Consider the following 26,230-nt stretch of genomic DNA (forward strand, 5'->3'; position numbering starts at 1 on the left):
CGTAAGAGATTTAGTAAAAGGAGAACATATATGGCAAATGATAAAATTGTGATTCATGGTGCACGCGCCCATAACTTAAAAAATATTGATGTCACGATTCCTCGTGACAAAATGGTTGTTGTAACTGGACTATCTGGTTCTGGCAAAAGTTCATTAGCGTTTGATACGCTTTACGCAGAAGGGCAACGACGTTATGTAGAGAGTCTCTCTGCTTATGCGCGACAATTTTTGGGACAGATGGATAAACCAGATGTTGACAGCATCGATGGTTTAAGTCCAGCTATTTCAATTGATCAAAAGACGACAAGTAAAAACCCGCGCTCAACGGTGGGGACGGTAACGGAAATCAATGATTATTTACGATTGTTATTTGCTCGGGTAGGTCATCCAATTTGTCCTAATGATCATATTGAAATTACCAGTCAGTCTGTTGAACAGATGGTTGATAAAGTCTTAGAGCTACCAGAGCGAACAAAAATTCAAATTTTGGCGCCTGTTGTGGTCAAGAAAAAAGGCCAACATAAAAAAGTGTTTGAAATGATCCAACGTGAAGGGTATGTCAGAATGCGGGTGGATGGTGAAACCTATGATGTTAGTGAGGCACCAGAACTTGAAAAAAATAAAAAACATGATATTGCGATTGTGATTGACCGTATCGTTGTGAAAGAAGGTATTCGCTCTCGCTTGTTTGATTCGTTTGAAGCGGCTTTACGTTTAGCTGAAGGTTACGCAATTGTTGATGTGATTGGTCAAGAAGAGATGTTGTTTAGTGAACATTATGCTTGTCCTTATTGTGGGTTCACAGTCGGTGAATTGGAACCGCGCTTGTTTTCATTTAATGCACCATTTGGCGCTTGTCCCGATTGTGATGGTTTAGGTGTTAAATTAGAAGTGGACAAAGACTTAGTGATTCCAGATCCCACTAAAACCTTGAGAGAAGGAGCCATTGTTCCGTGGAACCCTATTAGTTCTCAATATTATCCACAAATGTTGGAACAAGCAGCCACCAGTTTTGGGATTGATATGGATACGCCGTTTGAAGAATTACCTGCAGACCAACAAGAAATTATTTTAAATGGTTCTGGCGAGAAAAACTTTCATTTTCATTATGAAAATGACTTTGGTGGTGTTCGTGATGTGGGAGTACCATTTGAAGGGATTTTAAAAAATATTAAACGACGTTATCATGAAACAAATAGCGATTTTACACGAGATCAAATGCGGTTATACATGACAGAATTGACTTGTCGAAGCTGTCAAGGGTATCGTTTGAATCCGCAAGCTTTAGCTGTAAAAATCAATGGCACGCACATTGGTGAAGTCAGTGAATTAGCAATAAAAAATGCGGTCCAATTTTTTGAAGGTGTGTCTTTATCTGAACAAGAAACAACGATTGCTCGGCCAATTTTAAAAGAAGTCGAAGATCGGTTAACCTTCTTAAAAAATGTCGGGTTAGATTACTTAACCTTAAGTCGAGCTGCCGGCACACTTTCTGGCGGAGAAGCACAAAGAATTCGCTTAGCAACACAAATTGGATCAAACTTATCAGGCGTCCTTTACATTTTAGATGAACCATCAATTGGTTTGCATCAACGAGATAACGACCGCTTGATTGACTCATTGAAAAAAATGCGGGACTTAGGCAATACATTAATTGTGGTGGAACATGATGAAGATACAATGATGGCTTCGGATTACTTGATTGATGTGGGGCCTGGCGCTGGACATCTGGGCGGTGAAATTGTAGCCGCTGGTACGCCGGAAGAGGTTGCTAAAAATCCGCATTCATTGACCGGGCAATATCTTTCTGGGAAAAAAGTGATTCCTGTGCCAAAAGAACGTCGCAAAGGCAATGGCAAAGCGATCAAAGTCACTGGTGCTAGTGAAAATAATTTGAAAAATGTCAGTGTTGAATTTCCGCTGGGTGAATTTGTTGCTGTCACAGGCGTTTCAGGTTCAGGGAAAAGTACTTTAGTCAATCAAATTTTGAAAAAAGCACTGGCCCAAAAATTAAATCGTAATTCCAATAAACCTGGGAAACACAAAAGTATCACTGGTTATGAAGCTATTGAAAAGATTGTTGACATTGACCAAAGTCCAATTGGTCGAACACCAAGAAGTAATCCGGCGACTTATACTAGTGTTTTTGATGACATTCGCGATTTGTTTGCCCAAACAAATGAAGCCAAGGTTCGTGGCTATAAAAAAGGTCGCTTTAGTTTTAACGTCAAAGGTGGCCGTTGTGAGGCTTGTCGCGGGGACGGTATCATCAAAATTGAAATGCACTTTTTACCTGATGTCTATGTGCCTTGCGAAGTTTGTCATGGCAAACGTTATAATTCTGAGACGTTAGAAGTTCATTATAAAGGCAAAAACATTTCTGATATTTTAGATATGACGGTGGAAGATGCCGTAGAATTTTTCAAACATATCCCTAAAATTCATCGTAAATTGCAAACAATTGTGGATGTAGGCTTAGGCTATGTGACATTGGGGCAGCCAGCAACTACTTTATCTGGTGGGGAAGCACAGCGGATGAAGCTAGCGAGTGAACTTCATAAAAATTCTAATGGGAAAAACTTTTATATTCTGGATGAACCAACAACAGGCTTGCATACCGATGATATTGCGCGGTTGCTTCTAGTATTAGAGCGTTTAGTGGAAGCGGGCAATACCGTTTTAGTGATTGAACATAACTTGGATGTCATCAAATCTGCGGATCATGTGATTGATCTAGGGCCAGAAGGTGGCGACGGTGGTGGGACGATCGTGGCGACAGGAACACCAGAAGAAGTTGCTAAAATCAAAGACAGTTACACAGGATATTATTTAAAACGTGTTCTGAAATAAACATTAATGATTAGATAAAGAACCTTGTTTTTATGGGAAACAAGGTTCTTTTATTATAAAATAACAAATATTTTTTAATAAAAATTAAAAATAAATGTTGACTTAATGTGTAATTAAAAGATATACTATGTTTGTTAACAAAATAACAATGAACACGAAGGGAAGTCTTAAATGAAAAACAAAAAAATAACAACAAGTTTATTAACAGCAGGAATGGTCTTAGCTATCGGAATCACACCTTTTGTACATAGTAACACAATGGAAGCAGCTACTTTAATTTCACAATCAGACCATGAAAAAGTAATGAGTTTTACCAAGAAAGACTTAAAAGAAGCAACGGGCATTCAATTGGAGCCGGCGACAGTACAAGCCGTTCATCAGGAATTAAAGCAACAAATCACCTGGGAAACATTAGGCTATTCCACAATTGATGCGCAAAATATTGCGACACGTTTTACACAAAATACATATCAGGCTCTGGGGATTTTAACAGATATCGCCAACCATTCAGACCTTCAATTGAAAGTCATTACCATTAATAATCCCTATCTAGCAACAGCTAAAATTGGTACCTTTAAGTGGGAAACTGTAACTCCTGAAGTTGGTGGGGACCATGAAACAGCAGACAATGAACTAACCACACCGACACCGACTGTTGCCAGTCTTCAAGAGATTGATGTAGAAATCGAATACGACAAAAATGAAATTGAGTTCACCTATGAAATAAAATCGAACGGAACAATTGAAGCAACGTATGAAGATGAATCTGCTGATTTAGAATTAGAAGGTAAGGCAGCACAAGACAAAATCATGACTCTTTTAGATGGATTGTCAATCAAAACAGCTACAAATGAACAAATTAAAGAACACATTACGAAAAAGTTAGCCGTGAATGAACAAGTAAAACAATTTGAGTTTGAAGCTAATTTTACTGATAAAACAGAAATTGAGTTTGTATTAAAATAACACACAGTTATATAGTATAATTCAGCAATTAAAACAGCGTTGACAAAAATGTCAATGCTGTTTTTCTATGAAAGAATAGAAATCTTTATAAGAATGATTGAAAAGCTTTCTTTGATACGCCCGGGGTGTTATAATATAGTGATGCAAGTGAAGGGAGTGTTGAATATGCCAGAAAATTTACAACTGGTTATTATTACAGGAATGAGTGGCGCTGGAAAAACAGTCGCTGTTCAAAGCTTTGAAGACATGGGCTATTTCTGTATCGACAATTTACCACCAAGCTTAATCCCAAAATTTTGGGAATTAATTAAAGAATCTGGAAAAGTTACCAAGATTGCGTTAGTGATCGATTTACGTTCACGGACCTTCTTTAGAGAAATTCAGGATATGTTAGTCGAACTTGAAAATACTAATTTTATTGATACAACGATTTTATTTTTAGATGCCACCGATGAAGAGTTAGTTTCTCGTTATAAAGAGACACGGCGTGCGCATCCAATGGCGATGGATGGTTTAGTGACAGAAGGTATTCGTAAAGAACGTGCAATGCTGGAAGAAATCAAGGCGGATGCTCAGTTGGTTATTGATACCACGGACTTGTCCCCTCGTCAATTGCGGGAACGTTTGAATAAAGAACTAGCAACGAGAGAGACACACGAATTTCGAGTGGAAATGGTGTCCTTCGGCTTTAAATATGGGTTGCCGATTGATGCAGATATCGTTATGGATGTTCGCTTTTTACCTAATCCCCATTATATTGATGAACTACGACCGTTAACTGGAATGGATCAACCTGTTTATGATTATGTGATGGGCTTCCCAGAAACAGATGAATTTTATACCAAATTTATCGATTTACTGCGAACAGTCTTACCTGGATATAAAAAAGAAGGTAAAAGTAGCGTCACCATTGCAATTGGCTGTACTGGCGGACAACATCGCTCTGTCGCATTGACAGAACGTGTTGGCGCTGAATTAAAAGAGGAAGATTACCATGTAAATATTACCCACCGCGACCGCTTAAAAAGAAAAGAAACGGTTAATCGCTCTTAATGAAAACCTATCGAATTCGTAAACCGAAGATTGTGGTTGTTGGTGGTGGAACAGGCTTGCCAGTAATTTTAAAAAGTTTAAGAAATCAAAGTGTTGATATTACTGCCGTCGTAACGGTCGCTGATGACGGCGGTAGTAGTGGCGAGCTTCGTTCCTCTATTAATAACATGACACCTCCGGGAGATTTAAGAAATGTTTTAGTGGCATTGTCAGATATGCCACAATTATATGAAGATATTTTTCAATATCGTTTTGATAAATCAGATAGTCATTTTGCCAATCATGCAATCGGTAATTTAATCATTGCTGCTGTCTCAGAAATGAGGGGAAGTACGTATGAAGCGATTCAATTGCTTTCAAAAATGATGCATGTTGATGGACGGATTTATCCATCATCAGAACGGCCATTAACGTTACATGCCGTATTTAAAGATGGCTCAGTGGCGGTGGGAGAATCAAAAATTGCACTGGATCGCAAGACGATTGACCATGTGTTTGTAACAAATACACACGGAGAAGAACAGCCAAGAGCTGCGCGCAAAGTCGTCAAAGCAATTGAAGAAGCAGACATGGTCGTGTTAGGACCAGGGAGTCTTTTTACAAGTATTTTACCTAATTTAGTTATTACAGAAATTGGTGAAGCCATCAAACAAACGGCAGCGGAAGTAGTCTATATTTGTAACATCATGACCCAAAAAGGGGAAACGGAACATTTTACGGATGCAGATCATGTTCGTGTCTTAAACGAACATCTACAAGCGCAGTTTGTTGATACAGTGCTGGTTAATACAGAAAAAGTACCAGAAAATTACATGGATCCTGAAATTTATGATGAATATTTGGTTCAAGTAAAGCATGATTTTCAAGGATTACGTGAAGAAGGATGCCGAGTCATTTCGACAGACTTTTTAGAATTAAGAGATGGCGGAGTTTTTCATGATGGGGAAAAAGTTGTTGAAGAACTTTTCCGTATCGTATTTGGAACGAAATATTAATTAATCAAAAGAATCAAGAGAGGAGGAGCTTAGATGTCTTTTGCCTCGGATGTCAAAAAAGAGTTAACTGGTTTAGAAGTCCATCGAGAACACGCGAAAGCAGAATTAGCAGCATTAATTCGGATGAACGGCTCACTTAGCTTAGTTAATCAACAGTTTGTCTTGAATGTACAAACGGAAAATGCTGCAATTGCTCGTCGAATGTATTCATTGCTGAAAGATCATTACCATGCACAAGCAGAATTATTAGTTCGTAAAAAAATGAAACTAAAGAAAAATAATGTTTACATTGTGCGTCTAAAACAAGATACACAAAAAATTCTAGCTGATTTGGATATTATGGATGGGGTCGTTTTTAATGGCAATGTGTCAAATGAAATCATGGGTAACGCGCAAAAAATGCGTTCCTATTTACGCGGGGCCTTTATGGCTTCTGGCTCAGTTAATAATCCGGAAACAAGTCGCTATCATTTAGAAATTTTTTCAATTTATGAAGAACACAATAATGATATTTGTAAGATGTTGAATTACTATGACTTAAACGCTCGAACATTGGGACGCCGAAATGGGTATATTTGTTATTTAAAAGGTGCTGAAAAAATTGCCGACTTTTTAACATTAATTGGTGCCACGAACTCTATGTTGAAATTTGAAGATGTCCGGATTGTCCGTGATATGCGGAATTCAGTAAATCGTTTAGTGAATTGCGAAACAGCGAATTTAAATAAAACCATTGATGCGGCTTCAAAACAAATTGAAAATATTCAATTTATTGAAAGTACAGTAGGGCTGACGTCATTACCGGAGAAACTTCAGGAAATCGCAGAATTACGGTTAGAGTATCCGGAAGTTAGTCTCAAAGAACTAGGGGAAATGATTCCTTCAGGAGCTATTTCTAAGTCAGGTATTAATCATCGTATTCGCAAAATTAATGAATTTGCAGAAAAATTACGAGAAAAAAGTGCGTAACTTTTCTGCTCCAGAAGTGAAGAATAACATTTCCGTTTGAAGTGCTATCCTTCACTTTTTCTTTAAGCGTGTAAAAAAAATTAAAGTGTGCAAAAAGTGTGTAGCACTGAAATGTAGTGTTGACCTGTGGTTTAAAGAAAGGACGTTGGCACGAATGTTGCATGTAATAAAATGCAAGCGATTACTTATTGCTGTTTTTAACTAAAACATTAAAAACTATTGGAGGGGTCAAAATGGTTCAACGATTAATTAGTGCAAATGCATCAGAAATCAAACGGATGTCAAAAGAAGAGCTGTTTCAGAGTATTAAAGCGAGCGAAGGGCGCGTAATTTTATCGGAAAATGTGGTAGTTCATCCATCCGTAGCAGGTGATATCACTTGTGCGGAAATGTCAAAAGCATATGGCGCAGACATGATTTTATTGAATGTTTTCGATGTTAATCAACCGATTGTAGTAGCCGCTTATGAAGGGCAATATACTGCGGAAACATGTGTCCCTAATGATGAGGTTGTTCATCGTTTGAAAGAACTAGTCGGTTTACCGATTGGCATGAATGTCGAACCTGTTGATGAAAATTTAGACTTAGCTTCAACGAGAGTTTCGATCGAACCAGGTAGAAAAGCATCAGCAGCTACTTTCAAAAAAGCCAATGAACTGGGTTTGGATTTTATCTTATTGACAGGTAATCCAGGAACTGGCGTGACCAACGACTTGATTGCTAAGAACGTGGCCTTAGCCAAAAAACATTTTGACGGTATCATTATTGCCGGAAAAATGCACAGTTCAGGCGTAGATGAACCAGTGGTCAGTTTAAAATCAGCTGAACAATTTATTGAAGCGGGCGCTGATATTGTCTTAGTCCCAGCAGTCGGCACGGTTTGGGGCATTGATGATCAACAAGTCAAAGAAGTTGTGGATTTTGCACATTCAAAAGGAAAATTAGTTATGAGTGCCATTGGAACTTCACAAGAAAGTGCTCAACCTGAAGTTATCCAAGCAATCGGCATTAGAAATAAAATTTTAGGCGTAGATATTCAACATATTGGCGATGCCAATATGGGCTTAGTTGGTATTGAAAATATTAAAGAGCTTTCTGATGCGATACGTGGGAAAAGACATACTGTTGCTAGAATGGCTCGTTCGATTAATCGTTAAAAAAGTGAACAGAGGCACGAATTCAGAAAATTTGAATTCGTGTCTTATGATTTTTTTATTGAAAAACGGTATACTAAAAGAGAAATAAAGGTTTGAAAGGATGAGGTTTTTTTATGGATATTTCAGTAATTGATGCAACAAAAGTTAACACAGAAACAGGGCTTCACATTGGTGAGCGCAATGCCCCTGTCAAAATGATAGAATTTATCAATGTTCGCTGTCCTTATTGCAGAAAATGGTTTGAAGAGTCTGAGGAACTGTTAGCACAATCTGTCAAAAGTGGTAAAGTTGAACGTATCATTAAGTTGTTTGATAAAGAAAAAGAAAGTTTACAACGCGGCAATGTGATGCATCACTACATTGACTATTCAGCGCCTGAACAAGCGCTGTCAGCATTGCATAAAATGTTTGCTACGCAAGATGAATGGGGAAACTTAACCTTAGAAGAAGTAGCGACGTATGCTGAAAAAAATCTGGGCTTAAAAGAACAAAAAGATGCAACGCTTGTTTCCGCAGTGATTGCTGAAGCCAATGCGGCGCACATTCAATTTGTACCAACGATCATCATTGGTGAGCATATCTTTGACGAAAGTGTCACTGAAGAAGAATTACGCGGATACATTGAAAAATAAAAAAAATGGAAACAGCGACTGTCGCTGTTTCCATTTTTTTATTTTTAATTTAAGGCGCTACTATTTTCCATTACTTCATCGATTAAACCATATTCTTTTGCTTGTTCGGCAGTCATATAGTTATCACGATCGGTATCACGTTCAATCACTTCAATTGGTTGGCCAGTTCGTTCAGCTAAAATTGAATTTAAACGTTGACGAGTGTCTAAAATGTGACGAGCAGCAATTTCAATTTCTGTTGCTTGCCCTTGAGCGCCACCAAGTGGTTGGTGAATCATGATTTCCGCATTTGGTAAAGCGAAACGTTTGCCTTTTTGACCAGCTGTTAATAAGAAGCTACCCATTGAAGCTGCCATTCCTAATACGATCGTTTGGACATCCGCTTTAACGAAATTCATGGTATCGAAAATCGCTAAACCTGCAGAAACGCTACCACCAGGAGAGTTAATGTACAAGTAAATGTCTTTTTCTGAATCTTGGGCATCTAAGAATAATAACTGTGCAATCACTGAGTTTGCCACGTTATCATCGATAGGGCCGCTTAGCATAATGATGCGGTCTTTTAATAAACGAGAATAAATGTCATAAGCACGTTCACCGCGAGATGATTGTTCAATAACTGTTGGAATTAAATTCATAAGTAAATCCTCCTATATAAAGAAACTTTTAAAGTCATTCTATCACAAAGCACTTTGAATGCCTATGAAAAGTATACCTCTTTGGTCAATAAAGGTCAACGAAGTCGCTTGAAAAATTTTGTGTCATTTTTTATCCGAAACTTTTGGATTATGTTATACTAAAATGGAAAATTAGAAAAGAGCGAGGGGAAAAATATGTTTGTTTTTATCGCCGGAATGGTCGGTGTAATCGTCGGTGCGCTAATAGTCACAGCAAGTGCCGCCTTACATTCATCTTACAAAGAGCGAAAAGAAGTACGTTATCGTGAACTAGAACATTTGGTTAAAGAAATTGAATCATTGAATTTATTAAATAAAAAAGTCAAAGAAATTTTACAAAAGCGTGAATTATATATAGACAGATCAATTGAATACTTATCGATGGATGATTGTTTCATCAGCATCGATGATTTTATTTATTTGGAATCATTTTCTGCTCAAAATAATTTTTACTTACCGACGTACTTAATTGAAGAATTTTTCAAAAAAATTGCGCATCGTAAAGTCATTTTGACGGCCAGCGAAGTTGCTGAAATGGGTGGTCACACCTATAAAGGCGGCCGTGTTATTTTAGAAAATTTTTCAGACGAGATTTTAGCAATTATTGAAGATAAAAAACGTAAAATGCAGCGTTTGTCTAACGAACCACTTCATTATTTTAAAGCGATTAAATAAAAAAGAACCAGCGTACCCGCTAATTTTTTGGGGTATCTGGTTCTTTTTCTTGTTGTTCCATATCGGTCATAGTGTCTTCAATTTCTTTATGTAAGAAATAAGAAATAACTGTACGAATGATTACCAAGGTTGCCAATTTCAAAATATCTTGAAAAGTTGGTTTGACAATGGATTCAATAATATCAGCTGCAATTAAAATTTCTAAACTTAACAGAATGTAGCTACCAAGGAAGTTTTTGATGAACGTATTCATTTTGGTTAAGGTAAAGCGGCTTTGATTTTGTCGTTCACTTTTAATGAAATCTTTTCCTGCTAAACAAACACCCCAAACTAAAACAATAATCGAAAAAACATTCAGTCCTAAAATACATAGCTCAAAAAGTGGGGTTAAAAGCGTCATTAACTGATGGGGCCACTCATTCATCGTATTCACTCCTGCCAAAAAGCCTTTTCTTTAACTATAACGAAACGGCTGACTAACGTCAAATATTGTTGAAATAAACGGGCTAAACTATTCAGCTTATAGAACAAAACTAAGAAAATTATGAATAGCATCTAACAATTAAGTAAAAGGACTGTAAAGGTTCTTTTACTTTTTTTGTGTAAAAAAAGAGTCTTAAAAGGAATCAAGTAGCAAAAAGTAAGTGAAAACCAACTTTGTCAGTGGATAGTCTTTTCATTAATTTTTAAAAGACAAATTTTACGTTTTCAAGAGCCGAATACTGCCAAGTTTTAGCCTTTAAAGGTGATAGAATCAGAAATTGAGTAAGAGATGTGTCACAAAAGCAAGGAGACACATCGACTTGATGAAAGATTTAAGGAGCTGTAGTTGAAGTAAAGAGAAGCAAGTGTCCCAAACACTAGCGAAAGAAAATAGGGAGGATTAAAATGTTTAAGAAAGCAACGAAATTATTATCGACAATGGTGATTGTCGCTGGAACAGTTGTGGGAAATTTCAGTCCCACGTTGGCTTTAGCCGAAGGAGTGGTTAAAGCAGGAGATACAGAAGGAATGACCAATACGGTGAAAGTGAAAGACGACAGTTTGGCTGACTGTAAACGGATATTGGAAGGACAAGCTGCTTTCCCAGTTCAAGCGGGTGAAACGGAACCGGTTGATTTAGTGGTTGTTGAAGATGCCAGTGGTAGTTTTTCAGATAATTTTCCACATGTAAGACAAGCGATTGATGAAGTGGTTCAAGGTTTAACAGACAAAGATCGTGTCATGCTTGCTTCTTATCGTGGTGGGCGCCAATTTATGTTTCCTGATGGAACGACAAAAATCAATGACGGAGACAAAGAGTTAAATGTTCGCGTAAATACACCATTAACATTTGATAAAAGTCAATTTGTGTCAAATTTTGGAGATGTTCGGACTTATGGTGGAACACCGACTGCGCAAGGTATGAAATTAGCCTTAGATGAATATAATGCGACACATGGTGATTTAACAAATCGAAAAACTTATTTTTTATTAGTAACGGATGGAGTTGCTAATACTCGATTAGATGGTTACTTACACAAAACAAATACAAATGATAAAATTAATGAATATCCAGATTCAAAACATCAACCAGGTACTTGGGGAGCTAATAAATATATATCTGTAGAATATAGTAATGATTATCAAGGTGCTGCAGAAGAAGTTTTGGCGTTGAATCAAGAAGTTACAAATGAAGGGTATGAAATGATTAATGCCTTTTGGGAAAGTGTCGATTCTTTAAGTTCAGTTAATTCTTATTTTGATAAATACCAATCAGAAGTTGGTCCTTTTGTAAAACAAGAGCTACAAAAAGGTGCCAGCACACCAGAAGATTTTATTACTAGCCAATCTATTGATGATTTTACAGCACAATTAAAACAAATTGTCCAAGATCGTGTGGGACAACCAGCGCCAGCTAATGCCTCGCTAACAGTTGCTGATCAATTTGACATCCAATCAGCAACGGCTACGGATGATGCCGGAAATGATGTGCCTGTTCAAATTAACGGACAAACCATTTCAGCTGTCAGTGTAGCAGGCTATGTGGGGAATATTACCATTCATTATACTGTTAAAGAAAATACAGCAATTGATGCCGATACAGTAGTTAGCTCAGGATCAATGACTCAAGGTGAGGTAGCTAAAGACTTTCCTGAAGCAACCATTCCTAAAAATGACCATGCCCATGACTGTGATGTGACGCCAGAAGATCCAGAAATTACTAAGGATATTGAAAATCAAGAACATTTAGATTTAACGAATCGGGATGATTCCTTTGATTGGCATGTAAAAGCTGATTTTGGTAATCAAACAAACGATTGGACCCAAGCAAGTATTACAGATGACATTAATTCATTGTTAGATATTCAAAAAGTCGTTGTCACCGATGAAAATGGAACAGATGTAACAGCTGAAGGAACATTAAATACTGATAACAATAACATTGTTTTTAAAATAAATAAGCAAGACGATAGTTATGCCTACCTAGCTGGTCACACATACACAATGACCATTACAACCAAAATTAAAGCTGACGCAACGGACGAAGAATTAGCCCCTTATATTGAACAAGGTGGGATTCCCAACCAAGCCGACTTGAACTTTGGCAATGAAGGAGACGTGTTACACTCCAACAAACCAACCGTAACACCGCCGCCAGTTGATCCAACGATTACAAAAGATATCGAAGGCCAAGAACATTTAGACTTAACTAATCGTGACCAAGCATTCAAATGGAACGTCAAAGCAGCTTTTGGTAATGAAACAAGCACTTGGACCCAAGCCAGCATGGTGGATGATATTAACCAATTATTGGACATTACAGACGTGAAGGTCACTGACGAAACTGGCAAAGATGTTACAACTAACGGCAAAGTAGCGCAAGAAAATAACAAAGTAACTTTTGAAATGAACAAACAAGCAGACAGTTATGCCTATTTGAGTGGTCATACGTACACAATGACCATTACAACCAAAATTAAAGCTGACGCAACGGACGAAGAATTAGCTCCTTATATTGAACAAGGTGGGATTCCCAACCAAGCCGACTTGAACTTTGGCAATGAAGGAGACGTGTTACACTCCAACAAACCAACCGTAACACCACCGCCAGTTGATCCAACGATTACAAAAGATGTAGAAGGTCAAGAACATTTAGATCTAACCAACCGCGACCAAGAATTTAAATGGAACGTCAAAGCAGCTTTCGGCAACGAAACAAGCACTTGGACCCAAGCCAGCATGGTAGATGACATTAATAAAGTGTTAGACATCATTGATGTGAAAGTCACTGATGAAAATGGCAAAGATGTTACAGCCAATGGCACAGTAACACAAGAAAATAACAGAGTAACTTTTGAAATGAACAAAAAAGATGACAGCTACTCATACTTAGCTGGACATACCTATACCATGACCATTACAACCAAAATTAAAGCTGACGCAACGGACGAAGAATTAGCCCCTTATATCCAACAAGGTGGGATTCCCAACCAAGCCGACTTAAACTTTGGCAACGAAGGGGACGTGTTACACTCCAACAAACCAACCGTAACACCGCCGACAGTAGATCCAAATATTACTAAAGACGTCGAAGGCCAAGAACATTTAGATCTAACCAACCGCGACCAAGAATTTAAATGGAACGTCAAAGCAGCTTTCGGTAATGAAACAAGCACTTGGACCCAAGCCAGCATGGTGGATGATATTAACCAATTATTGGACATTACAGACATGGAAGTTACTGATGAAAATGGTAAAGATGTTACAGCCAATGGCAAAGTAATACAAGAAAATAACAAAGTAACTTTTGAAATGAATAAAAAAGACGACAGTTATACCTACTTAGCTGGTCACACATACACAATGACTATCACCACTAAAATTAAAACTGACGCAACGGACGAAGAATTAGCGCCTTATATTGAACAAGGTGGGATTCCCAACCAAGCGGACTTAAACTTTGGCAACGAAGGGGACGTGTTACATTCCAACAAACCAACCGTAACGCCGCCTGCGCCAACACCAGAAGATCCAAAAAAACCTGAACCTAAACAACCGCTAAAACCGAAGAAACCATTGACGCCTACAAATCATCAAGCGCCAACGAACCCAGTCAATTTTGGAAAATCAGCAAGTAAAGGAATTCATTTACCAATGACTAATACAACAGTAAATCCACTTTACATGATCGCAGGTTTAATTGTCCTTATAGTGGCTATTAGCTTTGGCATAACAAAAAATAAAAAAAGAAAAAATTAGACAAACTAAAAAGGAAGAAAAAACATGAATAAAAAAATTTCGTTCAGTCTGTTAATTTTGTTACTTAGTTTGTTGGTAGGTTTTACATTTATTCCGCATAAAAAGGAATTAAGTTTCAATGAGTATCAAGAAAAAAAACACTCTGGCGAAACATTTTATGTTGTTTTAAAAAAGAAAAACTGTTCAGATTGTCAGGATTTCGAGAAACTATTACAAGCACCTAAACAGGTTTACTATGTAGAATTAACCAACAAAGAGACCATGAAGGAATGGTCAACATTTATCCGAGAAAATAAAGTTTTACATGTGCCATCTATGTTTAAAATAGATAACGGCCATCTCAAGAAAATTGATGGAGAAGGAGATGCGAATCAATTATTCGCAAACTATCAAAAAATAACGAAATAAAAAGAATAAAAAGACAAGACAAGTTTCCTAAATAAAGGAAGCTTGCCTTGTCTTTTTTCTAGTAATAGTCGTTTATTAAATAACATGTGAAATGTTTTACAAATCCATTTTGGTTTGATAAAATAAACGCAAACATATGAATTTATTTTCATTTGTTTTGAAAGGAGGAACGAATGATTGAATTGATTTTACTTTTGTCGGTGATTCTTTTAGGTTTATTGATTGGAAATAAAAGAGTTGATAAGTGGCTTTTTCTTAAGGCATTACTTTTGTTTTCTGTTATGCTAAGTGTGAGCATCTTAATTTCGGTAGCTATGTATTTATTATTAACAATAGGCGTTGCAAACGTAATAGGGGAGCAGTTAGAGTCGTTATTTCTTTTAGGGATAGTCGTTATCATCAGTACGAGTCTTTTATTATATTTTTTATTGAATTTAACGACGAAAAAAATTGTTTTACCCATCGCTTTAATGAAAATAATTGAATATTATATTCAATGGGTATTGATTTATGTTACTATTTATCAAGTGATTTTTGATCAGTTTATTGTTTCTTCAGAAGTAAAAAATACGTTACAAGGAACTATTAATGAGCCAGTCGCAATCATTATTGTTATTTTGCCATCATTTATTTCAATTTGGATTGCCGTTGTTTTATTTAGGATTCGTATGGAAGAACTTTAATCAGATACTTTTAGAATGGAGGAGTTTGTATGTCTGCTTGGCAAACATTTAAAAATGGAACAAGGCAATTTTTTAAAGACATCTTGCAGTACTTATGGTTATTTTTTACTTTAAATGTTTTATTATTATTGGTGGGTGGGGCTTTTAGTTGGGCTACTTCCAACGCACTAAAAACTCAAGGTATTCCTTATCTTTCGTTTAATAACCTGAATTTACTGTTAGAAAAGCCGCTTGCTCTGGTGTTATTAATTCTCTTGTTGTTACTTTTTTTAGGTGCAGTTTTTTATCAGTTTACCTTTTTATTATTAGGGATTTTTCAAATACGGCAAGACCATCGCTTTCATTTTAAAGGAGTTACCAAGGCATCTTTTAAAGTTCTTAAAAAGCAAGGTGCCCGTTCGTGGTTGTTCTTTTTCGGTTATTTTGTTGTCATTGTCCCTTTTGGAAACCTAATTTTCCAAAGTAATCTATTGACGAAATTTGTGATTCCAGATTTTATTGTTGAATTTTTGTCCCAACGAATTCCTTACTTGGTGGGGCTACTGGCTTTTGGGTTATTAGTCTGGTATTTAGCTATTCGTTTCATTTACACGCTTCCATTAATGATTTTGGAGAGAAAAAAAGCAGGCGAGGCAGTTAAGGCTAGTTGGTCAATGACAAACAAACGATTATGGTTCATTATTCGTAATATTGCATTTGTGACGATCGCGGTATTTGTTTCAACGTATGTTATTTATGTGTTACTTTATCTTCTACAGTTGAAGTTAGATACCTTGAGCGATACCATTAGCTTGCTAGGTGGTATTTTAAATTTAACGGTTGTCCAATTTTTACAGTTTGTCTCTAATGCTTGGCTTTCAGTATTACTGATTAATTTCTTATATACACAATTAAATGTTCAAGTAGAAACGACGACAAAAGTTGCCTTTGACAAAGAAACGAAACGTAATAAATTAGTGACTATCGGAATGGGCCTAGGACTATTCACCATTTTTGGCGGCTATATAATTTTCAACGCTGTTTACTTAACAGGGCTATTAGAATCAAAACCTTTGATTATTTCGCATCGAGGGGTCACCAATAGTAATGGCGTACAAAATACCATTCCTGCTATGGAAAGAACCATTAAATTTAAACCAGATTATATTGAAATTGATGTTCAAGAAACCAAAGACCATCAATTTGTTGTGATGCATGATGCAAACCTTAAAGAACTCGCCAGCGTTGATGGCACGCCACAAGAATTTACGTTGGCTGAATTAACAAAAATGACCGTTAAAGAAAATGGCCAAGAAGCACCAATTGCCAGTTTTGATGATTATTTAGCGAAAGCAAACCAAGCCAAACAAAAATTACTAGTAGAAATTAAAACGTCTAAACAAGATAGTCAAGGTGCGCTTTCCAACTTTATTGAAAAATATGAACGTCCTTTGATAAAGAATAACCATCAGGTTCAATCTCTCGACTACAATGTGATCAAAGCGTTTAAAAAAGCCAAATCAAAAGTAAAAGTTAGTTTTATTTTGCCCTATAATTTCACTTTTCCAGAAACACAAGCTGATTTGTATACAATGGAAGCTACTACGTTGAATGATACCTTCATTTTAAAAGCTGACCAACAGAAAAAAGCAGTTTATGCTTGGACAGTTAATGACTCAGAGGTACTAAGTAAAATGCTCTTTATGGACGTTGCTGGAGTGATTACCGATGATTTGGAGTTAGTCAATGAAGAAGTCAATGACTTTGAAAAAAATCCGTCGTATGCGGATCGTATTTTGCATTATATTTTTATGCTGCCAAGTGTGGCTTCTCAATAAAAAATGAAGAAGAGGGTTAAACGAAATGAAAAAAGAATTTTCGCGAGTACTTCTTAAAAATCAATCAGATGAAATTCTTATTTTAAAAAATCGGCCAGACACTTGGAATTTCCCTGGCGGAAAACAAGAACTTGGTGAATCAGCGCTGGAATGTGCGATTCGTGAAATTAAAGAAGAATTAGCAGTGGAAATTACTGAACTTGAAGAAATTTTTACTGGACCACTCGTTTTTGATTCAATCGTTTGGCAAGGACATTTTTATTTTGCCAAACAAGCCCAAGGAAAAGTTACGCTGAACGAACCAAATAAAATTAAAGGCGTACAATTTATTAAGCGGTTTGAGGAAGTAAATTTTTCACCAGGATTAGCTCCGCTATTTGATTATTTGGCGCGTAGCGATTATTTAAAGTTAAACAAAACTAACTGGAAATAGAGAGAATAGGAGTGTCTTTTGCTAGGGCTTTGTCAAGCGCATCTTTGATTATTTTAGAAAGTCCAAGGAAGAGTCGTGGGCATTGTTTATTCCTAATAAATATGTTATAGTAATTAAGTAATCAATTTTGATAAGTAATTTGAGTTATATATTTAAAAACTATACTTCTCCTTTTGCCACTCAACATTTTTTGCAATAACTTGCATATTTTTATGCACTAGGAGGAAATATATATGAACAACGGTACAGTAAAATGGTTTAACGCAGACAAAGGTTTTGGATTTATTACAGGTGAAGATGGCAATGATGTATTTGCACATTTTTCAGCTATTCAATCAGATGGATTTAAAACTTTAGACGAAGGCCAAGCAGTAACTTTCGATACTGAAGAAGGTCCACGCGGCTTACAAGCAACGAACATCGTAAAAGCTTAATAATGAATGAAAACGGACCACGTGTTGGTCCGTTTTTTTTTAGCTAATGGCTGCAGCTAAAAAATTCTTCCATGAAAGGTGAAACATCTAAAATTTGTGGAGTAATTTAGCGATAGTAGTAGGCAGTGGTAAATAAAGGACATATAAAAAATGAAAAAGTATGATTGTGTGTAGTAAACTACGTGTATCTTATAAATAATAAAAAAATAGAAAATGTCTTTTGCTGTTTTTTTTTAGTGGAAGTATTTATTGGACGTTCAAAAGAGAGTGATTATTAAATACGGGTAAAATAAACGTTGGATTTATCAGTTTTTTTGTGTTTTGATTATATAAAAATTCAAAAAATATTACTTTAATTAGAGTGTAGTGTTATATTAAATCAAAATATTTGTGTTAATAAATAACAGATTATATACTTTTAATGTAACTAAAATTAGGAGGGTGTATAAAATGGAAAAAAGAAACACACGATTTAGATCTTATTTTACAGATGATGAAGCAGGAACCAATATCTCTTGGGGGGCAGTTTTTGCTGGAGTAATCACATTTTTATCTATTTTTATGACTCTTGGACTTATTGGATCAGCGATTGGATTCGGTACTTTAAAACCGACATCAAGTAATCCTTTAGATGGCGTTGGGACTGGTCTTATTATTTGGACGATTATTACTATTGTGTTATCTCTGATGGCTGCAGGATTTGTATCTGGTGTAGCGGCTAAAAGGATTGGTTTATTGCACGGCTTCTTAACATGGGCAACAAGTATGATTGTAGTAATGCTTCTAGTGAGTTATACAGCAGTTAGTGCATTTTCAGCAATCGGTTCTCTTTTAGGAAATGTAGCTTCTGGTGTAGGGGATAGTGTTGGATCAGTTGCTTCTACTACTGGCGATGCGATTTCAAAAGGATTTGATAAAGTAACTGATGAAATTGGCACGGTCAATACACAAGAACTACAAAACAATGTAAATAAGTATTTAAAAGATACGGATGTTCCAGAACTTCAACCAGATTATTTAAAAGATCAAATGAGTGAAGCGACGGATAAAATTAAAGATGCTGGTAAAGAAATTGTGAAAAATCCTAAAAATGCAGATAAAGTTTTTGATTCTACAGCGGATTCTTTACAAGACCAAGCGAAAAAAATTGGCGATTCCGTAGATAAAAACGCAATTGCGAATGCGGTAGCTAAAAATAGCGACTTATCTCAAGAAGAAGCACAACAAGCAACAGATAACATTTACAATGAATTAAAAACAGCCAGTGATGAGGCCCAAAAACAAATTGACACTGCGCGTACTAATTTAGATAAAGCTAAAGATGATTTGAAAGAATCAATCGATGAAGCAAGACAAGCGGCAGAAGATGCGTCAAATACGACAGCTAAAGCATCTATTTGGGGATTTGTTGCAATGGTCGTTGGCTTAATTATTACTTCTCTAACTGGATTATTAGGAGCTAACCTAGTAAAAAATCCTGAAAGAGAGCATAAAATGTAATAGGTAGGCAATTTTAAGTATATAAAAAGAATGAGGACGAATTATCTTGAGGGTAATTCGTCCTCATTTTTGTTTATGGAGCAAAAATATGTACCTGGTTAACTGACTTTTATACCATTTATATTGTAAAAATTCTTTTTAGCACTCAGTAGGATTCTATTGGTCTTTTCAATTATTTTTTAAAATTATAATAATTAGAAATTTTATATGGTAGATAGAAAAAAGTACCATTATAGGCTACAATGAAGAAGGTGAAAAAGCAAAGAGACATTTTCAAAAGGAAAATGTCTCTTAAAATCAGTATTCGCTGTAATTGAATAACGCGCCCTGAGGGAATCGAACCCCCGTCTCAAGAACCGGAATCTTACGTGATATCCACTACACTAAGGGCGCGGCACGAATACTAGTTTAGCTGATATTGACAAAAATTACAAGAGGGAGGACGAAAATAATGAAATTTGAGCAACGAATGTCCCAACAACAAAAACAAGTCCAGAAGTTGGCCATGACTCAACAGCTTCAACAATCCATTCAAATTTTACAATTTAATACGGAAGAACTCGCTGCCTTTGTTGAAGCGAAAGCATTAGAGAATCCATTGATTGATTTACAAGTAGACACGCAGTACACCACAGATTTTCCGACAACTAGTCGTTCTTACACCAATCAAGACGAAGAAAATAATTATATGAATCAAATTCCAGACTATCATTTATCATTATTTGAGTCTTTAATTGATCAAATTCATTTGAATTACCGCGATACATACTTGCGAACATTGGTTTTGTTTTTAGTAGAATATATAGATGTGAATGGTTATTTAACGATTTCGTTAGAAGAAGCGGCAGAGAAAACCGAAGCAAGCGCCATTCAAATGCTAGATGCATTAACTTTGTTACAACAGCTAGATCCAGCAGGTGTGGGGGCACGCAATTTACAAGAATGTTTGATGCTACAAACAGAACGAGACGATACCGCGCCTAATTTAGCGTATATTTTATTGGAGGAAGAGTTTGATGCCTTAGTGAGTCGTAAATGGGGCCCGTTAGCTAAAAAATTTGGGATTGAATTAGCAGAAATTCAATTGATTTTTGATTATATACAAACGTTATCGCCAGCGCCAGGGAATATTTTTGATGCGACCGAGGAATTGTATATTCGACCAGATTTAACTGTCCGAATCAAGGAAGATCGAATAGTGGTGATTTCCAACAAAGCTGGTCGACCGACATTAAATTTTCAAGAAAATTATTTCAAACGAATGCAAGAGACTGACGACAAAGAAGTCCAAGAATATATTAAGGATAAGAAAAACGAATTTGAATGGTTAGAGCGCGCAGTGAATCAGCGGGGGGATACAATTTTACGTGTAGGGCAAGAAATTGTGCGCCGTCAAGAAGCCTTCTTTTTAGAAGCAGATCGGCCATTAAAACCAATGACTTTAAAAGAAATTGCGGATGCTTTGTCTATTCATGAATCGACAGTTAGTCGTGCGGTCAATGGAAAATATCTAGAAACCACGTTTGGCGTCTTTGAATTGCGCTCATTCTTCTCAACAAGTATTCTTTCATCAGAAGAAGATGGCGAGGATGTCTCAACAACGATGGTTAAAAAGCAACTACAAAAATTAATTGATGAAGAAGTAAAAAGTAAACCGTTATCTGATCAAAAATTAGTCGAGCGATTAAAAGATTCAGGCATGGAAATATCCCGGCGAACGGTGGCAAAATATCGTGAAGCCCTAGGGATTCCATCTTCATCTAAACGAAAACGATATGAGTAAACAACCAAAGCTTATGAGTGATTTTCATAAGCTTTGGTTGTTTTTTTACAATTTAAAAAATGTTGGTTTTTTGAATTGTAAAAAAAGCCTAAAGGAGACAAAGTTTGCTTGCCATTTCCTAGGAAAAAACGTATATTAAAGTTACTTGCTTCTTTAAATAAAGGAAAAGAATAATTTTATAGAAAAGTTGGAAAGCACAAATGAATCAGACAGCAAATAGCAAGAAAAAACGCTATATTACAGGTTTTGATGGCATTCGGACGATCGCTGTAATTGGCGTGATTTTGTATCACCTTTTTCCCCAAGTCATGCGAGGTGGCTACTTAGGTGTTCCGATTTTCTTTGTTGTTTCAGGTTATCTTATTAACGACTTGTTGCGGCAAGAATGGGCAGAAAATCAGACCATTGATTTAAAAGGATTTTATGTGCGAAGGATGAAACGGCTGTATCCAGCATTAATTGTGATGCTTTTAAGTGCAGTTAGTTATATTACACTCTTTCAGCAGGATTTATTAAACAATATTCGCAGCGTTGTCGCTAGTAGTGTTTTTTATTACAACAACTGGTGGCAAATTTTTAAAGGGTTTTCTTATTTTGATGGATTTGCGACACAATCGCCATTTGTACATATTTGGTCATTGGCAGTTGAAGCGCAAAATTATTTAATTTGGCCATTACTTTTTATTCTTCTGGAACGCTTTGTTCGTAAGCGCGGTCGAATTTTCAGTTTAGTTTTAATCGGCGCTTTAATTTCAGTGACGTTGATGGCCGTTTTATATGTTCCTGGCGCAGATCCTACACGTGTCTATTATGGAACAGACACACGTGTTTTTTCTATTTTACTAGGTAGTGCATTGGCGTATGTTTGGCCAAGCACACGTTTGAAAGAAGAAATTCCAGAAGCCTCTAAAAAAATCTTAAATGGCGCTGGTTTAAGTGCCTTAATTCTTTTAGTATTAGCCTTTTTAACATTATCAGATCATACAAATTTTGTTTATTATGGCGGCATGTTTTTAATTAGTTTGGCAGCCACTGTTTTAGTGGCCGTCACTGCACATCCAGGGGCAGATATGAATCGTTGGTTAACGAATCCAGTCTTTACGTGGATAGGTAAACGGAGTTATGGCATTTACTTGTATCAATTCCCAATCATGATTTTTTATGAGGCCAAAATTAAGACCTTATCGGACCATGTTCTTCTACATTCATTGGTTGAAATAGCATTAATTTTAGTCGTGAGCGAATTGTCTTATCGTTTTATCGAACATCCACTGACACGATTGTCTTATAAGGATGTCTGGACTCAATTCACTGAGTTCTTACGGAAACCGTGGGACCTTCGTGAAAAAGGGACAATGGCCTTTATGACAGTGATTAGCGTTATTGCAGTATTCGGTTTAATTGTGGCTCCAGCAAACGCTAAAAGTGCGCAACAAGAGCAACTAGAAAAAAATATTGCGAAAAATCAGCAAAAAATTGAAGAACGTAAAAAAGAAGTCCAAGAAAGTGGCACGAAAAATAGTAGCACGTCCACAGAAAGTAGTACAAAACCGAGTGAAAGCCAAGACGTTCTACCCACACAACTCACACCAGAGCAAGTAAAAAAAGCGCAGAATTTAGAAATCACAACTATTGGTGATTCTGTTATTCTAGATGGTGCTAGCGGGTTACAAGATATTTTCCCTAAAATGATTATCGATGGGGAAGTGGGCCGTCAATTGTATAGTAGCATTTCACTAATTGGTGAACTAGACAAAAAGAAAATGCTCAAAGATACTGTTTTAGTGAGTTTAGGTACAAATGGTCCTTTTACAGAGGCACAATTTGATGAATTTATGAAAGCGTTAGGTAATCGAAAAGTTTATTGGATTAATGTTCGCGTTCCAACTAGAAGATGGCAAAATCAAGTGAATAGTTTACTTAGTCAAATGGACAAAAAATACGATAACTTAACGGTCATTGACTGGTTTAATTATAGTAACGCCCATGATGATTGGTTTTATGATGACCGAGTTCATCCAAATGTGGCAGGCGGCGAGCAATATACACACTTTATCGCGGAGAAAATTTTACAGTAGCAAGAAACTTCCAGCTCAGATGAAAGGGGCTGGAAGTTTTTTGTTATAGATAAAGAAATCGTTTACAAAATATAGTGTTTACGTTACGATAAATAAATAATCATCGTTTTTATAGGAGGTAGGTAATGAGAGAAATTCGGAGTGAGAACAGTGGAATTTATGCTGAAGATATTAGTTTTTTCTACAAAAAAAATTATTTTGTTTTGGAAGATATTAATTGGAAAATCGAAAACGGACAATGTTGAGGGATTCTTGGTCACAACGGTGCGGGGAAAACGACACTAAGTTATTTAGTTTTAGGTTTGCTGAAACCACGCAAAGGGGTAGTACATAATTATATAAAAAAAGTAGAATATCTTCCGGAAATGGGTGGTTTCTATGAACGACTGACAGTCAGAGAAAATATACTTTTTAAATTGGAGCTGTCTGGGGAAAAACAAAAGTCAAAAAAATTGAAACAAGTGTTAAAAGAATTTGGATTAATAGACTATCAGTTTAAACGTGTAGATAAATTGTCACAGGGATTAAAAAAAAAGAGTTGCTTTAGCAATGCTTTTTTTAAGAGAGAGTGAAGCTTATTATTTTGACGAACCTACGAATGCTTTAGATCCAGAAATGAAAAAGAAGTTACGACAATTAATTATTCATTTAAAAGAAGCAGGAAAAATCATTTTAATTAATAGTCATGATTTAGCTTTCGTTGAAGAAATATGTACTAATTTTTTAATATTAAATAATGGAAAAGTCTGCTTCAATGAGCCAAATATAGGAGTCAATTTAGAAGAAATCTATTTGGAAAAAGTAGGTGAACACCATGAATAAAGAATTTTTTTATGAAATCCAAGTAGTGATTAAACGTGAGTTTCTGGAATTAAAAAGTCATCTTTGGAAATATTTCGGTTTAATGCTTTATTTGATTTTTTTTACAGTTTTCATTAGTAAAAGCGGCGGTTCAGAAGGAATGGTTTTGCCAAATGAAGCTAACTTATTTTCCAGCTTTACTTTGGCCGGTAGTTTTGCTGCTATGTTTATCATGAGTACAATGCTTCAAGAAAAAAAGCAAATGACCTTACCTCTATTACTTCTGTCTTCTGTCAGTATAACTAGGGTAGTTGTTGGGAAAATAGTGGTTGCTGTAATGATTAGTGTACCTTTTCAAGTGTTTCAACTACTTATTAGTCTTGTTATTTTAAATAACCAAAAGAGTCCATATTTTTATCTATTGGCACCACAGAACGTAGTTACTTTACCTTTTATTACTTACCTGTTAGGAAGTTTAGTTCTATTGCTTTCGGTAATTATCAAAGATAAAAAGGTGGCAGAGTATCTTTCTGTTTTTTGTTCGCTGACTTTAGGTGGCATTCTCGCAAGTGCTTATATTTTATTCAATGTACAGTTTTCTTTAGTAAAGATTTTACTTTATTTTCTTTTTTTAATAAGTTGTAGTATTTTGCTGACTATAGCAACAAGTAAGATAGTTAAAAATTTGCTATTCTTTATTGAATAGTGTGATAGAAATTTATAATAGGTTAATGATTTTCTTGAAAACCTAAGCTTTTTTTTTAGATATCTGGTATACTGTTTTTGTTACAAGTTCCCGAAAGGATTTAGCAAGTAATTGTCGTTACTTACTAAAGATGCCTTGTAACCGAAACTATTTAGGGGGAATAACATTATGACAGAAAGACATTTATTTACATCAGAATCCGTTTCAGAAGGACATCCAGATAAGGTAGCTGACCAAGTCAGTGATGCAATTTTAGATGCGATTTTGGAGAAAGATCCGATGGCCCGCGTGGCATGTGAAACATCCGTAACAACTGGTTTAGTCCTAGTATTTGGAGAAATTTCTACAACAGCTTATGTAGATATCCAAAAAATTGTTCGTCAAACTGTGAAAGATATTGGTTATACACGAGCAAAATATGGATTTGATGGAGAGACTGTCGCAGTTCTTGTAGCAATCGATGAGCAATCACCTGATATCGCTCAAGGGGTTGACGCAGCCTTAGAAGTGCGTGATCAAGATGAAAAAGACGATATTGGCGCTGGTGACCAAGGCTTAATGTTTGGTTTTGCCGTTGACGAAACACCAGAATTAATGCCATTACCGATCGCGTTAAGTCATCGTTTGGTTCGCCGTTTAGCAGAATTGCGGAAGGAAAAAGTCTTACCTTACTTACGTCCTGATGCAAAATCTCAAGTAACAGTGGAATATGATGATCAAGGTCAACCACAACGTGTGGATACGATCGTCATCAGTACACAACATGATGATGAAACAACCTTAGAACAAATCGAAAAAGATATTAAAGAACAAGTAATCAATGAGGTGATTCCTCATGAACTTTTAGATGATGAAACAAAATACTTTATCAACCCAACTGGTCGCTTTGTAATCGGTGGCCCTCAAGGAGATGCTGGCTTAACTGGTCGTAAAATTATCGTTGATACTTATGGCGGTTATGCTCGTCATGGCGGCGGTGCTTTTTCTGGAAAAGATGCAACCAAAGTTGACCGCTCTGCTAGTTATGCTGCGCGTTATATCGCGAAAAACATTGTTGCTGCTGGTTTGGCGAAAAAAGTAGAAGTCCAATTAGCTTATGCAATTGGTGTGGCGCAACCAGTGTCTATTTCTATTAATACGTTTGGTACGAGTGCTCTTCCAGAAAGTAAATTAATCGAAGCAGTTCGTAAAAACTTTGATTTACGTCCAGCAGGTATTATTGAAATGCTAGATTTACGTCGCCCAATTTATAAACAAACTGCGGCTTATGGTCATTTTGGTCGAACAGACATTGATTTACCTTGGGAACAAACAGATAAAGTTGAAGCGTTAAAAGCTAGTTTAGCTGAATAATTAAATAAAAAAAACAAG

At 36.2% G+C, this 26,230-nt stretch carries 23 protein-coding genes, 1 tRNA gene and 1 riboswitch; of the genes, 21 read left to right on the forward strand and 3 right to left on the reverse strand.

Annotated features, from left to right (window positions below; genetic code table 11):
- Positions 1-30 precede the first annotated feature (30 nt).
- The 7 genes from uvrA to IGK70_RS02555 all read left to right on the forward strand — a co-directional run bounded on the left by uvrA (position 31) and on the right by IGK70_RS02555 (position 8,622).
- Positions 31-2,850 (forward strand): excinuclease ABC subunit UvrA, encoded by a 2,820-nt coding sequence (gene uvrA / locus IGK70_RS02525; RefSeq protein WP_220421686.1) that lies wholly within the window; start codon positions 31-33, stop codon positions 2,848-2,850.
- Positions 2,851-3,021: 171 nt separating this feature from the next.
- Positions 3,022-3,816: a YusW family protein gene (locus tag IGK70_RS02530; RefSeq protein ID WP_002355621.1), complete on the forward strand. Its 795-nt coding sequence runs from the start codon at positions 3,022-3,024 to the stop codon at positions 3,814-3,816.
- 165 nt (positions 3,817-3,981) lie between these two features.
- Entirely contained in the window at positions 3,982-4,869 is an 888-nt protein-coding gene (gene rapZ, locus IGK70_RS02535; protein ID WP_002355625.1) for an RNase adapter RapZ, read from the forward strand.
- A complete protein-coding gene (locus IGK70_RS02540; RefSeq protein ID WP_002355627.1) occupies positions 4,869-5,864 on the forward strand; it encodes a gluconeogenesis factor YvcK family protein in 996 nt (331 codons plus the stop codon). The genes rapZ and IGK70_RS02540 overlap by 1 nt, the downstream gene beginning before the upstream one ends.
- Positions 5,865-5,897: 33 nt before the next feature.
- Positions 5,898-6,833, forward strand: coding sequence for a DNA-binding protein WhiA (gene whiA, locus IGK70_RS02545; protein WP_002358736.1), 936 nt, complete (start codon positions 5,898-5,900; stop codon positions 6,831-6,833).
- Between the two features lie 233 nt (positions 6,834-7,066).
- Complete coding sequence (locus IGK70_RS02550) at positions 7,067-7,990, forward strand: DUF7916 family protein (protein ID WP_002358737.1); 924 nt, start codon at positions 7,067-7,069, stop codon at positions 7,988-7,990.
- A gap of 113 nt (positions 7,991-8,103) precedes the next feature.
- On the forward strand, positions 8,104-8,622 hold the full coding sequence (locus tag IGK70_RS02555; RefSeq protein ID WP_002413649.1) for a DsbA family protein: 519 nt from the start codon (positions 8,104-8,106) through the stop codon (positions 8,620-8,622).
- Positions 8,623-8,666: 44 nt separating this feature from the next.
- Here the strand turns inward: IGK70_RS02555 and clpP are convergent, their stop codons facing one another.
- Positions 8,667-9,260, reverse strand: coding sequence for an ATP-dependent Clp endopeptidase proteolytic subunit ClpP (gene clpP / locus IGK70_RS02560; RefSeq protein WP_002355633.1), 594 nt, complete (start codon positions 9,258-9,260; stop codon positions 8,667-8,669).
- Between the two features lie 195 nt (positions 9,261-9,455).
- Here clpP and IGK70_RS02565 point away from each other — a divergent pair, with 195 nt between their 5' ends.
- Positions 9,456-9,974 (forward strand): hypothetical protein, encoded by a 519-nt coding sequence (locus tag IGK70_RS02565; protein WP_002355635.1) that lies wholly within the window; start codon positions 9,456-9,458, stop codon positions 9,972-9,974.
- 19 nt (positions 9,975-9,993) lie between these two features.
- Here IGK70_RS02565 and IGK70_RS02570 read toward each other — a convergent pair whose 3' ends face one another.
- Positions 9,994-10,398, reverse strand: a complete 405-nt coding sequence (locus IGK70_RS02570; protein WP_002383026.1) for a DUF1622 domain-containing protein — start codon at positions 10,396-10,398, stop codon at positions 9,994-9,996.
- 464 nt (positions 10,399-10,862) lie between these two features.
- Between IGK70_RS02570 and IGK70_RS02575 the strand changes: the two genes are divergently transcribed.
- The 7 genes from IGK70_RS02575 (at position 10,863) to IGK70_RS02605 (ending at position 19,491) form a co-directional block, all read left to right on the forward strand.
- Positions 10,863-14,216 (forward strand): isopeptide-forming domain-containing fimbrial protein, encoded by a 3,354-nt coding sequence (locus tag IGK70_RS02575; protein WP_438775158.1) that lies wholly within the window; start codon positions 10,863-10,865, stop codon positions 14,214-14,216.
- A 24-nt stretch (positions 14,217-14,240) separates the two neighbouring features.
- Positions 14,241-14,624, forward strand: a complete 384-nt coding sequence (locus IGK70_RS02580; RefSeq protein ID WP_002358745.1) for a bacteriocin — start codon at positions 14,241-14,243, stop codon at positions 14,622-14,624.
- A 173-nt stretch (positions 14,625-14,797) separates the two neighbouring features.
- Positions 14,798-15,307, forward strand: a complete 510-nt coding sequence (locus IGK70_RS02585; protein ID WP_104855830.1) for an SA1002 family membrane protein — start codon at positions 14,798-14,800, stop codon at positions 15,305-15,307.
- A 29-nt stretch (positions 15,308-15,336) separates the two neighbouring features.
- Entirely contained in the window at positions 15,337-17,124 is a 1,788-nt protein-coding gene (locus IGK70_RS02590; protein WP_104855829.1) for a glycerophosphoryl diester phosphodiesterase membrane domain-containing protein, read from the forward strand.
- Positions 17,125-17,149: 25 nt separating this feature from the next.
- Positions 17,150-17,557: an NUDIX hydrolase gene (locus tag IGK70_RS02595; RefSeq protein ID WP_104855828.1), complete on the forward strand. Its 408-nt coding sequence runs from the start codon at positions 17,150-17,152 to the stop codon at positions 17,555-17,557.
- A 233-nt stretch (positions 17,558-17,790) separates the two neighbouring features.
- Complete coding sequence (locus IGK70_RS02600) at positions 17,791-17,991, forward strand: cold-shock protein (RefSeq protein ID WP_002355647.1); 201 nt, start codon at positions 17,791-17,793, stop codon at positions 17,989-17,991.
- A 450-nt stretch (positions 17,992-18,441) separates the two neighbouring features.
- Positions 18,442-19,491, forward strand: coding sequence for a hypothetical protein (locus tag IGK70_RS02605; protein WP_104855827.1), 1,050 nt, complete (start codon positions 18,442-18,444; stop codon positions 19,489-19,491).
- Positions 19,492-19,812: 321 nt separating this feature from the next.
- Here the strand turns inward: IGK70_RS02605 and IGK70_RS02610 are convergent.
- A tRNA-Arg gene (locus IGK70_RS02610) sits at positions 19,813-19,884 on the reverse strand.
- Positions 19,885-19,942: 58 nt separating this feature from the next.
- Here IGK70_RS02610 and rpoN point away from each other — a divergent pair.
- The 6 genes from rpoN (at position 19,943) to metK (ending at position 26,212) form a co-directional block, all read left to right on the forward strand.
- Complete coding sequence (gene rpoN / locus IGK70_RS02615) at positions 19,943-21,274, forward strand: RNA polymerase factor sigma-54 (protein WP_002363213.1); 1,332 nt, start codon at positions 19,943-19,945, stop codon at positions 21,272-21,274.
- A gap of 200 nt (positions 21,275-21,474) precedes the next feature.
- Complete coding sequence (locus tag IGK70_RS02620) at positions 21,475-23,352, forward strand: acyltransferase family protein (RefSeq protein WP_104855826.1); 1,878 nt, start codon at positions 21,475-21,477, stop codon at positions 23,350-23,352.
- Positions 23,353-23,654: 302 nt separating this feature from the next.
- The gene (locus IGK70_RS02625; RefSeq protein WP_259276317.1) at positions 23,655-23,924 is read left to right on the forward strand and encodes an ATP-binding cassette domain-containing protein; all 270 of its coding nucleotides are present in this window, start codon (positions 23,655-23,657) and stop codon (positions 23,922-23,924) included.
- A complete protein-coding gene (locus tag IGK70_RS02630; protein ID WP_010827191.1) occupies positions 23,902-24,174 on the forward strand; it encodes a hypothetical protein in 273 nt (90 codons plus the stop codon). The genes IGK70_RS02625 and IGK70_RS02630 overlap by 23 nt, the downstream gene beginning before the upstream one ends.
- Positions 24,167-24,859 carry a hypothetical protein gene (locus IGK70_RS02635; RefSeq protein WP_104855825.1) on the forward strand — a complete coding sequence of 231 codons (693 nt, stop codon included), beginning with the start codon at positions 24,167-24,169 and terminating at the stop codon, positions 24,857-24,859. The genes IGK70_RS02630 and IGK70_RS02635 overlap by 8 nt, the downstream gene beginning before the upstream one ends.
- Before the next feature lie 75 nt (positions 24,860-24,934).
- Positions 24,935-25,030, forward strand: a riboswitch (SMK box riboswitch).
- On the forward strand, positions 25,028-26,212 hold the full coding sequence (metK, locus tag IGK70_RS02640; protein ID WP_002376004.1) for a methionine adenosyltransferase: 1,185 nt from the start codon (positions 25,028-25,030) through the stop codon (positions 26,210-26,212). Its footprint overlaps the riboswitch before it by 3 nt.
- Positions 26,213-26,230: the final 18 nt, after the last annotated feature.

This window comes from Enterococcus sp. DIV0358, from assembly GCF_051713465.1.
Lineage (GTDB): Bacteria > Bacillota > Bacilli > Lactobacillales > Enterococcaceae > Enterococcus > Enterococcus faecalis.